Origin of the sequence: Citrobacter sp. Cu096, from assembly GCF_030332285.1 — a bacterium.
Taxonomy (GTDB): domain Bacteria; phylum Pseudomonadota; class Gammaproteobacteria; order Enterobacterales; family Enterobacteriaceae; genus Citrobacter; species Citrobacter meridianamericanus.
The window spans coordinates 1,202,090-1,215,699 of record NZ_JAOWID010000030.1 but is presented as its reverse complement, the minus strand read 5'-3'; the positions used below and the strand labels follow the sequence as shown (position 1 = coordinate 1,215,699).

The window sequence follows — 13,610 nt, the reverse complement described above, 5'->3', positions numbered from 1 at the left end:
GCAAGGGGAAGCTAATGACGTTCTGGAGCATTTTACGCCAGCGATGCTGGGGACTTATTCTGGTGGTGATCGGTGTTTGCGTAATCACCTTTATTATTTCACACCTGATACCTGGCGACCCCGCACGGCTGCTGGCAGGCGATCGCGCCAGTGATGAAATTGTCGAAAATATTCGCCAACAGCTAGGGCTGAACCAGCCGTTGTATGTTCAGTTTTTTCGCTACGTCAGCGATATTTTCCATGGCGATTTAGGCACTTCCATTCGTACCGGCCGTCCGGTACTGGATGAGCTACGCATCTTCTTCCCCGCCACCCTTGAGCTGGCTTTCTGCTCCTTGTTGCTGGCGCTGCTCATCGGTATTCCGTTGGGCATTTTATCTGCGGTCTGGCGCAACCGCTGGCTTGATCACCTCGTTCGCCTGATGGCGATCACCGGCATCTCTACGCCTGCATTCTGGCTGGGGCTGGGGGTTATTGTGCTGTTTTATGGTCATCTGCAAATTTTACCCGGCGGCGGGCGTTTAGACGACTGGCTGGATCCACCCGCTCACGTCACCGGGTTCTACCTGATTGATGCACTGCTGGAAGGCAATGGCGAAGTCTTTTTCAATGCGCTTCAGCATCTGATCCTGCCGTCGCTGACGCTGGCTTTTGTGCATCTCGGAATCGTTGCCCGCCAGATTCGCTCTGCCATGCTGGAGCAACTCAGTGAAGATTACATTCGTACCGCTCGCGCCAGCGGGTTACCGGGCTGGTACATCGTGCTGTGCTATGCATTGCCTAACGCACTCATTCCATCAATCACTGTCCTCGGCCTGGCGCTGGGCGATCTGCTCTACGGTGCGGTGCTGACCGAAACGGTCTTCGCCTGGCCGGGGATGGGCGCCTGGGTAGTGACATCAATTCAGGCGCTCGACTTCCCGGCGGTAATGGGATTTGCCGTGGTGGTCTCCTTCGCCTATGTGCTGGTCAACCTGGTGGTGGACTTGCTCTATTTGTGGGTGGACCCTCGAATTGGACGTGGAGGCGCACAATGATGCTCACACAAGAAACGCCCGCGGCACCGCAGACCGTTCGCCGTCGCACGGACTGGGCCAAACTGTTCTGGATGATGAAAAGCAGCCCGCTGACGTTGGTTGGCGGGGTCATCATCGTATTGATACTGCTGTTGATGGTGCTGTCGCCGTGGATAACCCCTCACGACCCAAACGCCATCGATTTAAGTGCGCGCCTGCTGCCCCCGTCAGCAACTCACTGGTTTGGTACCGATGAAGTTGGCCGCGATCTGTTCAGCCGCGTTCTGGTGGGGAGCCAGCAGTCGGTCGTTGCGGGTCTGGTGGTAGTGGGTATTGCCGGAGGAGCGGGTTCACTGCTGGGCTGCCTGTCAGGTGTTATGGGCGGACGTGCAGATGCGATCATTATGCGCATGATGGACATTATGCTGTCTATTCCCTCGCTGGTGCTGACGATGGCGCTGGCTGCCGCGCTGGGTCCAAGCTTGTTTAACGCCATGCTGGCGATTGCGATCGTAAGAATTCCTTTTTATGTGCGCCTCGCCCGCGGTCAAACGTTAGTGGTGCGTCAGTTCACCTATGTACAGGCGGCGCGCACTTACGGGGCTTCACGCTGGCATCTTATTAGCTGGCACATTTTACGTAATTCTCTGCCCCCACTCATTGTGCAGGCTTCGCTGGATATCGGCAGTGCGATCCTGATGGCTGCCACGCTCGGGTTTATTGGGTTGGGCGCACAGCAACCGAGCGCTGAATGGGGCGCGATGGTCGCAATTGGCCGCAATTATGTGCTTGATCAGTGGTGGTATTGCGCTTTCCCCGGCGCGGCAATTCTGATTACCGCCGTGGGCTTTAATCTCTTTGGCGATGGTATTCGCGATCTGCTGGATCCGAAAGCCGGAGGAAAACAGTCATGACACAACCCGTGCTGGAAATCGAAGATTTACATTTGAGTTTCCCCGGCTATAAAGCTGAGGTGCATGCGCTGAACCATGTCTCGTTACACATCAACCGCGGAGAGATCGTTGGTGTGGTGGGTGAATCCGGTTCCGGTAAGTCCGTGACGGCCATGCTCACCATGCGTCTGCTGCCGGAGGGGAGTTATCATATTCACCAGGGACGCGTTTCGCTGCTGGGTGAAGATGTGCTCAATGCCAGCGAGAAGCAAATGCGTCAATGGCGCGGCGCACGCGTCGCGATGATTTTTCAGGAACCCATGACGGCACTGAATCCAACCCGACGTATCGGTCAGCAAATGGTGGAGGTTATCCGTCATCATCAGGCGTTGAGCCGCACGGATGCCCGTCAGAAAGCCATCGCTTTACTCGAAGAGATGCAAATCCCGGACGCGTCGGAAGTCATGAAACGTTTCCCGTTTGAGCTTTCCGGCGGGATGCGCCAGCGTGTCATGATCGCGCTGGCCTTTTCCTGCGAGCCAGAGCTTATTATTGCCGATGAACCAACCACCGCGTTGGACGTCACGGTGCAACTGCAGGTGCTGCGGTTACTGAAATTAAAAGCGCGAGCCAGCGGTACTGCTGTGTTATTTATCAGCCATGATATGGCTGTGGTTTCACAGCTATGCGATCGGTTATACGTCATGTATGCCGGAAGCGTGATTGAGAGTGGCCCGACGCAAACCGTTATTCAACACCCGACGCACCCCTATTCCATCGGCTTGCTGAAATGTGCGCCGGAACACGGCGAACCGCGCGCATTGCTGCCTGCCATTCCCGGCACCGTACCGAATTTAACCTGCTTGCCGGCGGGATGCGCATTTCGCGAGCGCTGTTTTGCGGCTGGCCCTCGCTGTGAAGAAACACCCGCGTTAAGCAGTCAGGGAGGCGCGGAGCAACAATCTGCCTGCTGGTACCCGCAACTGGAGACAACACATGTCTGACTTTTTACTGGATCTGCAGGATGTCCATGTCAACTTCCCTGCGCGTAAAAACTGGCTCGGCAAAGTAACGGAGCGAGTACATGCGCTCAACGGTCTGGATTTACAGATCCGACAAGGGGAAACGCTGGGAATTGTTGGCGAGTCTGGTTGCGGAAAAAGTACGCTGGCGCAACTGCTGATGGGCATGCTGAAACCCAGTAAGGGAAACTATGGCCGCCGTGGTGACAAGCAACATAACGGTATGCAGATGGTATTTCAGGATCCTCTTTCATCGCTGGATCCTCGCTTACCGGTGTGGCGAACTATCACTGAGCCGGTATGGATCCAAAAACGGAATCCGGAACGTGAGCGCCGCATGCTTGCCGAAGATTTGGCCCAACAGGTGGGAATCCGCCCAGAATATCTCGATCGTCTGCCGCATGCGTTTTCCGGTGGACAACGTCAGCGTATTGCCATCGCCCGGGCGCTATCGTCAGAGCCGGATGTTATCGTACTTGATGAACCCACTTCGGCACTGGATATCTCCGTACAGGCGCAAATACTTAACCTGCTGGTGTCACTGCAGGCGCGCAGAAACCTGACCTACGTGCTGATCTCGCACAATGTGTCGGTGGTCCGCCATATGAGCGACCGCGTGGCGGTAATGTACCTCGGGCAAATTGTTGAGCTGGGCGATGCGCAGCAGGTTCTCACTCAACCCGCCCATCCCTACACGCGATTATTGTTGGATTCCGTCCCTAAAACGGGAGCGCCGTTGGCGGAAGATTTAGTGTTGCGGAAAACCGAACTTCCGGGAAATCGAACTCTGCCAGAGGGCTGTTTTTTCCGTGACAGATGCCCGCTTGTGACCAGCGGTTGTGAGAAGAAACAGGCATTATTGAAAAGTGATACCGGATGTGACGTTCGCTGCTGGCGGGCGGTTACATGACCTGAGCCGTTGAGAAAAGTCAGGTGCGATACGCCTTTTTCAGTGAATCCACCAGCACTTCAGAGGCGGTAGATAACTTATGATGTGCCGAACGCAAAACGCCGATCCGACGTTGGATCACCGGCGTATCCAGATCGATACAGATTGCGCCCAGCTCGGTCATTTGCGTACGGCACAATGCTGGCACGGCGCTGCCGCCCAGTCCACTCGCCACCAGGCGACCAACTGTCACCAGTTGATGGCTCTCCAGCCCCACCTCCAGCGTATGCCCGCTTTGTACCAGCTGTTCTTCCAGCATCAGACGCACGGCGGAAGGTCGTTGCAGGGTGATGAAATCCAGCGTCAGCAGTTCGCGCCACGCAATACGATCCCTCCCCGCCAGTCGGCATGTCGGCGGCACAATCGCAATAAAACGATCCACGCCGAGCGGCGTGAAATGCAGATGACCTGAGTAGTCAGGCTCAAAGGCGATACCCATCTCTACCCGCCCTTCGCTGACCATCTCAATCACCTGTTCGTTGATCACATCGTGTACCGTTACGTTGATACCAGAGTAAGAGTCACGAAATGTTTTCAGTACCGATGGCAGGACGTTAGCGGCAAATGAAGGCATGGCGGCAATCGAGATTTTACCGCGCTGCAGCGTAAAGTGTTGGCGCATTGCCTCTTCCGTATTCTCCCAGTCCGCCAGCAGTTGTCGTCCCATGTTCAGCAGCGTTTCTCCCTCCTGCGTCAGGGTCACTTTGCGGGTGGTTCTCAACAGTAACGCCCCGCCCAGGGAATCCTCCAGTCCTTTAATCGCCAGGCTTAATGCGGGTTGCGACATATTCAGTCTTTCACTGGCATGAGCAAAATTCAGAGTGTGAGCTACCGCTAAAAACGCGCGTAACTGTTTGATGCTCATTCCCATTTCGCATTTCTTTAACTTGTTGAATACCTTTAATTAACATTAAATTGATAAAAAAACCCAATGATTGAGTCACAAATTTAAAATTAACAAATCATTTTTCACCCCCAATGATGTCGGCAAGGACAACTGGAGGGGCAAGTGTATGGCTGGACTGGATAAACGGGTTGCCACTTATCAAGAGGCGCTGGAAGGACTGACCGATAACATGACGCTGCTGGCGGGCGGTTTTGGCTTATGTGGGATCCCTGAGAACCTGATTGCCGAAGTACGCCGTCGGAAAGTTCAGGGGCTTACGGTGGTGTCAAACAATTGCGGCGTGGATGGTTTTGGCCTTGGTGTACTGCTGGAAACGCGGCAGGTGCGTAAAGTTGTCGCATCCTATGTGGGTGAGAACGCTCTGTTTGAGCAGCAGGTACTCAACGGCGAACTGGACGCTATCCTGACGCCGCAAGGCACGTTGGCGGAGCAACTTCGGGCAGGCGGCGCGGGGATCCCGGCATTCTTTACCGCAACCGGCTACGGAACCCCGGTCGCACAAGGAAAAGAAGTTCGTGGATTTGCCGGACGCCCGTACATCCTGGAGCAGGCAATTACTGGTGATTTTGCCTTGGTTAAGGGCTGGAAAGCCGACTGGTACGGCAACGTTATTTACCGTCACACCGCACAGAATTTTAATCCACTGATGGCCGCGGCCGGGCGAATCACCGTCGTGGAAGTCGAAGAAATTGTCCCTCCCGGAGAGCTTGACCCCGCCGCTATTCACACCCCAGGAATTTTTGTTAACCGCATTATTCAGGGGCAATTTGAAAAACGTATTGAACAACGCACCCTTCGCCACAAAGGAGCCTGACCATGTTAACGCGTGAACAAATGGCGATGCGTGTCGCCCGCGAGCTGCGCGACGGTTATTACGTCAACCTTGGGATTGGTATTCCCACTCTGGTGGCGAACTACATTCCCGATGGCATGGACGTCATGCTGCAATCAGAAAACGGTTTGCTGGGTATGGGCCCGTTCCCCACGGAAGACGAAATTGATGCAGACATGATCAATGCCGGAAAACAGACCGTTACAGCGCGCAAAGGCGCGGCGATCTTCGACTCGGCGCAATCCTTCGCCATGATCCGCGGTGGCCACGTCGATCTGACGGTACTCGGCGCGTTTGAAGTGGATGTTAACGGCAATATCGCCTCATGGATGATCCCCGGAAAAATGGTGAAAGGCATGGGGGGCGCGATGGATTTGGTTGCTGGTGCTGACAACATCATCGTGGTGATGACGCATGCCTCCAAAAGTGGTGAGTCGAAACTGCTTCCCTCCTGCACCCTGCCGCTGACCGGCGTGGCCTGCATTAAACGCGTGCTTACCGATCTGGCGCTGCTGGAGATCGCCGATGGCGCGTTCATTCTGCGTGAGCGTGCGCCGGGCATCAGCGTGGATGAGATTGTCGCCAGAACAGCCGGCAAGCTGATCGTTCCCGAAAACGTCCCCGAAATGCAATTTAGCTGAGGATCTGACCATGCAGGATGTTGTTATTGTCGCCGCAACGCGTACTCCGATTGGCAGTTTTCATGGCGCGTTGGCGCCACTTTCCGCCGTTGAGTTAGGCTCGGTAGTGATCCGTTCTCTGCTGGAAAAAACCAACCTGGCGCCTGAACAAATTGATGAGGTGATTTTAGGTCAGGTACTAACGGCAGGCTGCGGCCAGAATCCGGCCAGGCAAACGGCGTTACGCGCAGGACTGCCGGCAACCACGCCCGCGTTAACCATTAATCTGGTGTGCGGTTCGGGCCTGAAGGCGGTGCATCAGGCGGTCCAGGCGATTCGCTGCGGCGATGCGCAAATCGTAATAGCCGGTGGTCAGGAGAGCATGAGCAATGCGCCCTATTTTCTCGACGGTGCGCGAGCCGGTCTGCGGTTGGGCCATGCCAGTATGCAAGACAGCGTGGTACATGACGGCTTGTGGGATGCGTTCAACGATTATCACATGGGAATTACCGCGGAAAATCTGGCGGATAAATTCGTTATCAGTCGCGAGCAGCAGGACGCCTTTGCTCTGCGTTCCCAGCAAAAAACGGCTGCCGCCATGGAAGCCGGTCGTTTTATCGCGGAAATCACGCCGGTCATCGTCCCGCAGGGTAAAAAACCGCCGCGCGTTGTGAACCATGACGAACAGCCTCGCCCGGATACCCAGGCTGAGAAGCTGGCGCTGCTCAAACCAGCGTTTCGCCCTGGTAACGGCACAGTGACCGCCGGGAACGCCTCTTCAATCAACGATGGTGCCGCCGCAGTGATGTTGATGAGCGCCGCCAAAGCAGCAGAACTCAATCTGCCGGTTTTTGCCCGGGTGGCGGGCTACGCCGTTTCCGGCGTCGACCCTTCCATTATGGGCATTGGGCCGGTAGAGGCCACACTCCAGTGCCTGAAGCGAGCGGGCTGGACGTTGAATGATGTCGATCTCATTGAAGCCAACGAAGCCTTCGCCGCACAAGCGCTGGCGGTTGGTGAATCCCTGAACTGGGACAGCGACCGGGTGAACGTAAACGGCGGTGCGATTGCGCTGGGCCATCCCATCGGCGCATCAGGTTGCCGAATTCTGGTGACGCTGCTGCACGAAATGGCGCGTAGTAACGCGACCAAAGGGCTGGCTACGCTGTGCGTAGGCGGCGGTCAGGGCGTAGCCCTGGCGGTAGAGCGTTTGCAGGAGGTCCCTCATGCAAAGTAAATATGTCTGCGTATTGGGCGCGGGTTTAATGGGCGTCGGTATTGCCACCCACTTTGCTCGTTATGGTCACGATGTCTGGCTGTATGACACCGATAGCGACCGAATTGCTGAAATTGGCGCCGTTGCCAGCGGTATTCTGGATGAACTGATCACCGCCGAAAAGTTTGCCGCTGACGAAAAAGATCAGGTTGTGAGTCGTCTGCACGGTACGACTTCGCTACCGGAGATTGCTGCGTGCGGATTACTGATTGAAGCCATCCCGGAGCGGCTCGGGCTAAAGCACGCGTTGTATGCGCAACTGGAAAAACTGATCGCGCCGGAGGCCGTCATTGCCAGTAATACCAGCGGCCTGCCGCCGGATGCGCTGGCAGAAAAGCTCGCCCATCCTGAGCGGCTGCTCATCGCCCATTTCTGGCACCCGCCACATTTTATCCCGCTGGTCGAAATTGTCCCCGGCACCGCCACGAAACCGGAATACCTGCGTGAGCTGCAACAGCTGCTGCTCTCGATGCAACTGGAAGCCGTCGTCCTCGACCGCGCAGCACCTGGTTTTGTCGGTAATCGCCTGCAATTTGCGCTGCTGCGTGAAGCATTACATATCGTAAAAAGCGGTATCGCCAGCGCAGAGGTGGTGGATCAGGTCATGCGCGCCTCGCTCGGTCGCCGCTATGCGATGGTTGGCCCGCTGGAGGCGGCAGATATGACCGGACTTTCTACGGTGCAGGACATTTGTCGGCATCTGCTGCCGGAACTGGCCACCGGTAGCGACATGATGTCGCTGGTCGCGGATAAGGTTGCCTCTGGTGATACCGGCTTGCGCAGCGGCCAGGGGTTTTATCGCTGGGATGATTCGCGCAAGGAGTATATCCAGCAACGCCGAGAGCATCAGCTGCGCTTTGCCCTGAAACCGTAACTTCTCTTTCTGTACCCCACTATAACAATGATATTGAGGAGTCATGATGAGTGTATTAATCGCCCTGGCAGCGCTGGGCCTGCTGATGCTGGCAGCCTATCGCGGGTACAGCGTTATCCTGTTTGCCCCCATCGCGGCATTAGGTGCTGTATTGCTGACCGAACCCAGCGCCGTTGGCCCTGCCTTCACCGGCCTGTTTATGGAAAAAATGGTCGGTTTTGTGAAGCTTTACTTCCCGGTATTCTTACTGGGAGCGGTATTTGGCAAGTTAATTGAGTTATCCGGTTTTTCTCGATCGATCGTTGCCGCCGCCATCAACATTCTCGGGCGTCGTCACGCCATTCCGGTGATTGTGTTGGTGTGTGCGCTGTTGACCTACGGCGGCGTGTCGCTGTTCGTGGTGGCGTTTGCGGTGTATCCGTTTGCGGCGGAACTGTTCCGCCAGAGCAATATTCCGAAGCGCCTGATCCCGGCAACCGTGGCGCTGGGCGCGTTCTCATTCACCATGGATGCGCTACCTGGTACGCCGCAAATCCAGAACATTATTCCAACCAGCTTCTTCGGGACTAACGCCTGGGCCGCGCCTTGGCTGGGTCTGATCGGTTCCGTGTTTATCATCGTTGTCGGTCTGGTTTATCTCGAACGCCAGCGCCGTAAAGCACAGGCGAAAAACGAAGGCTATGGCACTGAACTGTTAAATGAACCGGAAACGCCGGATAACATTAACCTGCCGAACCCGATAATTGCTATCTCGCCGCTGATCCTGGTCGGGGTATTTAACCTGCTGTTTACCCGCTGGATCCCCCAATGGTATGGTGCCACGCATCAACTGGAACTTCCGGGTCTTGCCAAACCGATTACCACCGAAGTCGGTAAAATCACCGCTATCTGGGCGGTAGAAGCAGCGCTGATCTCTGGGATCTTGCTGGTGGTGGTGTTCGGCTATCGCAACATTAAAGGTCGCCTGGCGGAAGGCAGCCGAACGGCGGTTGGCGGCGCAATCCTCGCGGCCATGAACACTGCGTCAGAATACGGTTTTGGCGCGGTGATCGCCGCCCTGCCCGGATTCCTCGTACTGTCAAAAGCGCTGGCTGCCATTCCCGATCCGTTGCTCAATGAGGCAATTAGCATCACCACGCTTGCCGGGATCACCGGTTCAGCATCTGGCGGCATGAGTATTGCGCTCGCCGCCATGTCGGACACCTTTATCGCTGCCGCTCATGCCGCAAATATCCCACTTGAAGTCTTCCACCGCGTCGCCTCTATGGCCAGCGGAGGCATGGATACTCTGCCGCATAACGGGGCGGTGATTACGCTGTTGGCTATTACCGGTCTCAGCCACCGTCAGGCGTATGGTGGGATTTTCGCCATTACCATAATTAAAAGTCTGGCCGTGCTGTTTGTGATCGGCGTTTTCTACACCACCGGAATTGTTTAAGGAGAATCATCATGAACTTAACGGGAAAAGTAGCCCTGGTTACCGGCTCTACCAGCGGTATCGGATTAGGCATCGCGCAGGTGCTGGCGCAAGCAGGCGCTATGCTGATCCTCAACGGATTTGGTGATGTCGATGCCGCCAAAGATGCCGTTGCGCAGTATGGCAAAACACCGGGCTATCATGGCGCAGACTTAAGCGATGAAGCACAAATTGCCGACATGATGCGTTATGCCGAAAGCGAATTCGGTGGTGTGGATATTCTGGTCAACAACGCCGGGATCCAGCATGTTTCACCGGTAGAGACCTTTCCGGTTGATAAGTGGAACGCGATTATCGCTATTAACCTCTCTTCTGTTTTTCACACCACGCGTCTGGCACTTCCCGGCATGCGCACGCGTAACTGGGGGCGCATCATTAATATCGCCTCTGTTCATGGTCTGGTGGCGTCAAAAGACAAATCCGCTTATGTGGCAGCGAAGCATGGCGTGGTGGGTTTAACCAAAACCATTGCGCTGGAAACCGCGCAGACGGGAATCACTTGCAATGCGCTGTGCCCCGGCTGGGTGCTGACCCCGCTGGTCCAGCAGCAGATTGATAAGCGTATTGCCGACGGGGCTGAACCTGATGCAGCGCGTGACGCTCTGCTGGCGGAAAAGCAGCCGTCACGCGAATTCGTTACGCCGGAACAGCTGGGTGAGCTTGCGCTGTTTTTGTGCTCAGACGGTGCGGCGCAGGTACGTGGCGTCGCGTGGAATATGGATGGCGGCTGGGTGGCGCAATAAATTACATTGGCCGGATAAGACCCCGTCGTATCCGGCGCATACTTATTAAGACTTCAGTTGATAATCCAGTGTAATTTCCGCGTTCAGCACCTGGGATACCGGACAACCAGCTTTCGCTTTCTGGATGATGCCGTCAAATGTGGCGGCATCTATCCCCGGGACGCTTACCTGGCTGTGCAACGCCACTTTGGTGATAGCAAACCCGGCATCCACTTTATCCAGAGAAACGTCGGCTGTAGTATCAATGGCATCTGGCGTAAAACCTGCTTCGCCCAGCATGAGCGAGAGCGCCATTGAGAAGCAGGCTGCATGGGCCGCGCCAATCAACTCCTCAGGATTGGTGCCTTTCACTCCTTCAAATCGTGTATTAAACCCATACGGTTGCTGATTCAACACCCCACTTTCGGTCGACACGGTACCTTTCCCGCGCTTGATGTCGCCTTCCCAGTGTGCCTGACCTTTCTTATGGATAGTCATTATCGCTCTCCTGTGTTGTCGTTGGAGTTACAAGTATAGGACGGCTGAGAAAAAGCATGACACATAAGGGATAGTTCTCATTTCCTGCTTAAGCATTGACCTTTCAGATAAAATGACCGACCATCCAGAAAGCCGTTATGTTGAACATCGGCTTTCTATCAGGTTGTATTTCGTCCGTTCTTATACGGGCTCGCCCTTGAAACCAGTAACAGGATAAAGGAGTTAGAATGAAATCGAACCGTCAGGCCCGCCATATTCTTGGACTGGACCACAAAATCTCAAATCAACGCAAAGTCGTGACCGAAGGTGACAAAACCAACGTGGTCAATAATCCTACCGGAAGAAAGCGCCGCACTGACGGCAAATAGCCTTTCGCACGTATGACTGAGTAACGAGATAAACACCATTGCAACCGCAGTGGTGTTTTTGCTTATAAAACCCCTTAACCCATTCACAATGCTTTATACTTCGCCTGTTTCCCTGGCGGACAGGCCCGATACGATCATAAGAGTGCCAGGGACGGTTATTCAAAAAAGAGTGAGTGACATGGAAAACGAAACTAAAAAATTGCGTTCCCTTTACATCCCTTACGCTGGCCCGGTACTGCTGGAATTTCCTTTACTGAATAAGGGGAGCGCTTTCAGTGTGGAAGAACGCCGTAACTTCAACCTGCTGGGGTTACTGCCGGAAGTGGTCGAGACGATTGAAGAACAGGCCGAACGTGCCTGGATCCAATATCAGGGATTCAAAACCGAAATCGATAAACATATTTACCTGCGCAACATCCAGGACACTAACGAAACCCTGTTTTACCGACTGGTGCATAATCACCTTGATGAGATGATGCCGGTTATCTATACCCCAACAGTAGGCGCGGCCTGTGAGCGTTTCTCTGAGATCTATCGTCGCGCACGCGGCGTGTTTATCTCTTATCAGAACCGCCACAATATGGACGATATCCTGCAAAATGTTCCTAACCACAATATCAAGGTTATCGTCGTCACCGATGGGGAACGTATTTTGGGTCTTGGCGATCAGGGGATCGGCGGGATGGGTATTCCAATCGGTAAACTGTCGCTGTATACCGCGTGTGGCGGGATTAGCCCGGCTTACACTCTGCCAGTGGTACTGGACGTCGGGACTAACAACCAGCAATTGCTGAACGATCCACTGTATATGGGTTGGCGTAATCCGCGCATCACCGATGATGAATACTACGAATTTGTTGATGAATTTATCCAGGCTGTGAAGCATCGCTGGCCTGACGTGCTGTTGCAGTTTGAAGATTTTGCGCAGAAAAACGCCATGCCGCTGCTGACCCGTTATCGCGACGAAATTTGTTCATTTAACGATGATATTCAGGGCACCGCGGCGGTTACTGTCGGTACGCTGATTGCGGCCAGCCGTGCGGCGGGTAGCCAGCTGAGCGAGCAGAACATCGTTTTCCTCGGGGCGGGTTCCGCCGGTTGCGGGATTGCCGAGCAGATCATCGCGCAAATCCAGCGTGAAGGTTTAAGCGAAGAAGCCGCGCGTCAACGTGTGTTCATGGTCGATCGCTTCGGCCTGTTAACCGATAAAATGCCCAACCTGCTCTCTTTCCAGACCAAACTGGTGCAAAAACGCGAAAATCTGCAGCACTGGGATACGCAAGAAGATGTACTGTCGTTGCTCGACGTGGTACGTAACGTTAAGCCGGACATCCTGATCGGGGTTTCCGGACAGGTTGGCCTGTTTACCGAAGAGATCATTCGCGAAATGCACAAGCATTGCCCGCGTCCGATCGTCATGCCGCTGTCTAACCCGACTTCCCGCGTAGAAGCCACGCCGCAGGATATTATCGCCTGGACCGAAGGCAACGCACTGGTTGCGACCGGTAGTCCGTTCGCACCGGTAGTGTGGAAAGAGAAAACTTATCCTATCGCCCAGTGTAATAACGCGTACATCTTCCCGGGTATTGGCCTCGGCGTGATTGCTTCTGGCGCTAAGCGCATTACCGATGAAATGCTGATGTCGGCCAGTGAAACGCTGGCACAGTATTCACCGCTGGTGCTCAACGGCGAAGGATTGGTGTTGCCTGAGCTGAAAGACATTCAGACCGTGTCCCGCGCCATTGCGTTTGCCGTCGGTAAAATGGCCCAACAGCAAGGTGTGGCGGTGAAAACGTCCGCTGAAGCGCTGCAACAGGCGATTGACGATAATTTCTGGCAGGCAGAATATCGCGATTACCGTCGAACCTCTATCTGACGCTTTGCCCGGTGGCACGTTGCTGCCGGGTGTTCAACACTTGCACAATCCAGCAGCTTGCGATTACACTTTCACCATCGATTAACATTCGGAAATATAAAAGGAGGATACTTATGCTGTACTGTGAACGTTTCATCGTTTCACATGCTTTTGGCGATCGCCAGTGCTCAAGCGTTATCGGTATCGTGCTGCGATAACTTCTGCTTGAGCGAAGCTAACTTCTAAATCCCCTTCTCTCGGGCTTACCGGGTTATCGTCAGCGATGTTTGACGAGGCGTTT

Annotated in this window: 14 protein-coding genes; 12 read left to right on the top strand and 2 right to left on the bottom strand. The window is 54.8% G+C overall.

Annotated elements, in window-relative coordinates:
- Positions 1-14: 14 nt before the first annotated feature.
- From OGX99_RS20155 to OGX99_RS20140, 4 genes are read left to right on the top strand one after another with little or no spacing between them, the layout of a single operon-like run.
- Positions 15-1,037, top strand: coding sequence for an ABC transporter permease (locus OGX99_RS20155; RefSeq protein ID WP_151219236.1), 1,023 nt, complete (start codon positions 15-17; stop codon positions 1,035-1,037).
- Positions 1,034-1,930 carry a D,D-dipeptide ABC transporter permease gene (ddpC, locus tag OGX99_RS20150; RefSeq protein ID WP_187252416.1) on the top strand — a complete coding sequence of 299 codons (897 nt, stop codon included), beginning with the start codon at positions 1,034-1,036 and terminating at the stop codon, positions 1,928-1,930. The genes OGX99_RS20155 and ddpC overlap by 4 nt, the downstream gene beginning before the upstream one ends.
- On the top strand, positions 1,927-2,913 hold the full coding sequence (locus OGX99_RS20145) for an ABC transporter ATP-binding protein (protein WP_151219238.1): 987 nt from the start codon (positions 1,927-1,929) through the stop codon (positions 2,911-2,913). Before ddpC ends, OGX99_RS20145 begins: the two co-directional genes overlap by 4 nt.
- A complete protein-coding gene (locus OGX99_RS20140) occupies positions 2,906-3,841 on the top strand; it encodes an ABC transporter ATP-binding protein (protein ID WP_286544888.1) in 936 nt (311 codons plus the stop codon). Before OGX99_RS20145 ends, OGX99_RS20140 begins: the two co-directional genes overlap by 8 nt.
- 19 nt (positions 3,842-3,860) lie before the next feature.
- On the opposite strand, the gene OGX99_RS20135 is transcribed toward OGX99_RS20140, so the two are convergent.
- Positions 3,861-4,751 (bottom strand): LysR family transcriptional regulator, encoded by an 891-nt coding sequence (locus tag OGX99_RS20135; RefSeq protein WP_286544885.1) that lies wholly within the window; start codon positions 4,749-4,751, stop codon positions 3,861-3,863.
- A gap of 142 nt (positions 4,752-4,893) precedes the next feature.
- Between OGX99_RS20135 and OGX99_RS20130 the strand changes: the two genes are divergently transcribed.
- The 6 genes from OGX99_RS20130 to OGX99_RS20105 are packed head-to-tail and all read left to right on the top strand — an operon-like array spanning position 4,894 to position 10,609.
- Positions 4,894-5,601: a CoA transferase subunit A gene (locus OGX99_RS20130; protein ID WP_252838783.1), complete on the top strand. Its 708-nt coding sequence runs from the start codon at positions 4,894-4,896 to the stop codon at positions 5,599-5,601.
- 2 nt (positions 5,602-5,603) lie between these two features.
- Complete coding sequence (locus tag OGX99_RS20125; protein WP_151219240.1) at positions 5,604-6,260, top strand: CoA transferase subunit B; 657 nt, start codon at positions 5,604-5,606, stop codon at positions 6,258-6,260.
- 10 nt (positions 6,261-6,270) lie between these two features.
- Positions 6,271-7,476 carry an acetyl-CoA C-acetyltransferase gene (locus tag OGX99_RS20120; protein WP_252838784.1) on the top strand — a complete coding sequence of 402 codons (1,206 nt, stop codon included), beginning with the start codon at positions 6,271-6,273 and terminating at the stop codon, positions 7,474-7,476.
- Positions 7,466-8,389 carry a 3-hydroxyacyl-CoA dehydrogenase family protein gene (locus tag OGX99_RS20115; protein WP_151219242.1) on the top strand — a complete coding sequence of 308 codons (924 nt, stop codon included), beginning with the start codon at positions 7,466-7,468 and terminating at the stop codon, positions 8,387-8,389. Before OGX99_RS20120 ends, OGX99_RS20115 begins: the two co-directional genes overlap by 11 nt.
- A 43-nt stretch (positions 8,390-8,432) precedes the next feature.
- Positions 8,433-9,827, top strand: a complete 1,395-nt coding sequence (locus OGX99_RS20110) for a GntP family permease (protein WP_210905093.1) — start codon at positions 8,433-8,435, stop codon at positions 9,825-9,827.
- 11 nt (positions 9,828-9,838) lie between these two features.
- Positions 9,839-10,609: a 3-hydroxybutyrate dehydrogenase gene (locus OGX99_RS20105; RefSeq protein ID WP_151219243.1), complete on the top strand. Its 771-nt coding sequence runs from the start codon at positions 9,839-9,841 to the stop codon at positions 10,607-10,609.
- A gap of 45 nt (positions 10,610-10,654) precedes the next feature.
- Here OGX99_RS20105 and OGX99_RS20100 read toward each other — a convergent pair whose 3' ends face one another.
- Positions 10,655-11,086 carry an OsmC family protein gene (locus tag OGX99_RS20100; protein WP_005126807.1) on the bottom strand — a complete coding sequence of 144 codons (432 nt, stop codon included), beginning with the start codon at positions 11,084-11,086 and terminating at the stop codon, positions 10,655-10,657.
- A 227-nt stretch (positions 11,087-11,313) separates the two neighbouring features.
- Here OGX99_RS20100 and sra point away from each other — a divergent pair, with 227 nt between their 5' ends.
- Complete coding sequence (gene sra, locus OGX99_RS20095; protein ID WP_079937903.1) at positions 11,314-11,454, top strand: stationary-phase-induced ribosome-associated protein; 141 nt, start codon at positions 11,314-11,316, stop codon at positions 11,452-11,454.
- A gap of 178 nt (positions 11,455-11,632) precedes the next feature.
- Positions 11,633-13,330: a malate dehydrogenase gene (maeA, locus tag OGX99_RS20090; protein WP_151219245.1), complete on the top strand. Its 1,698-nt coding sequence runs from the start codon at positions 11,633-11,635 to the stop codon at positions 13,328-13,330.
- Positions 13,331-13,610: the final 280 nt, after the last annotated feature.

Excerpts from the sequence above, each read along its gene's own strand:
- sra (WP_079937903.1), top strand. The coding sequence starts at position 11,314 with ATGAAATCGAACCGTCAGGCCCGCCATATTCTTGGACTGGACCACAAA.
- OGX99_RS20115 (WP_151219242.1), top strand. The coding sequence starts at position 7,466 with ATGCAAAGTAAATATGTCTGCGTATTGGGCGCGGGTTTAATGGGCGTC.
- maeA (WP_151219245.1), top strand. The coding sequence starts at position 11,633 with ATGGAAAACGAAACTAAAAAATTGCGTTCCCTTTACATCCCTTACGCT.
- OGX99_RS20105 (WP_151219243.1), top strand. The coding sequence starts at position 9,839 with ATGAACTTAACGGGAAAAGTAGCCCTGGTTACCGGCTCTACCAGCGGT.
- OGX99_RS20120 (WP_252838784.1), top strand. The coding sequence starts at position 6,271 with ATGCAGGATGTTGTTATTGTCGCCGCAACGCGTACTCCGATTGGCAGT.
- OGX99_RS20110 (WP_210905093.1), top strand. The coding sequence starts at position 8,433 with ATGATGAGTGTATTAATCGCCCTGGCAGCGCTGGGCCTGCTGATGCTG.
- OGX99_RS20140 (WP_286544888.1), top strand. The coding sequence starts at position 2,906 with ATGTCTGACTTTTTACTGGATCTGCAGGATGTCCATGTCAACTTCCCT.
- OGX99_RS20100 (WP_005126807.1), bottom strand. The coding sequence starts at position 11,086 with ATGACTATCCATAAGAAAGGTCAGGCACACTGGGAAGGCGACATCAAG.
- OGX99_RS20130 (WP_252838783.1), top strand. The coding sequence starts at position 4,894 with ATGGCTGGACTGGATAAACGGGTTGCCACTTATCAAGAGGCGCTGGAA.
- OGX99_RS20155 (WP_151219236.1), top strand. The coding sequence starts at position 15 with ATGACGTTCTGGAGCATTTTACGCCAGCGATGCTGGGGACTTATTCTG.
- ddpC (WP_187252416.1), top strand. The coding sequence starts at position 1,034 with ATGATGCTCACACAAGAAACGCCCGCGGCACCGCAGACCGTTCGCCGT.
- OGX99_RS20125 (WP_151219240.1), top strand. The coding sequence starts at position 5,604 with ATGTTAACGCGTGAACAAATGGCGATGCGTGTCGCCCGCGAGCTGCGC.
- OGX99_RS20135 (WP_286544885.1), bottom strand. The coding sequence starts at position 4,751 with ATGGGAATGAGCATCAAACAGTTACGCGCGTTTTTAGCGGTAGCTCAC.
- OGX99_RS20145 (WP_151219238.1), top strand. The coding sequence starts at position 1,927 with ATGACACAACCCGTGCTGGAAATCGAAGATTTACATTTGAGTTTCCCC.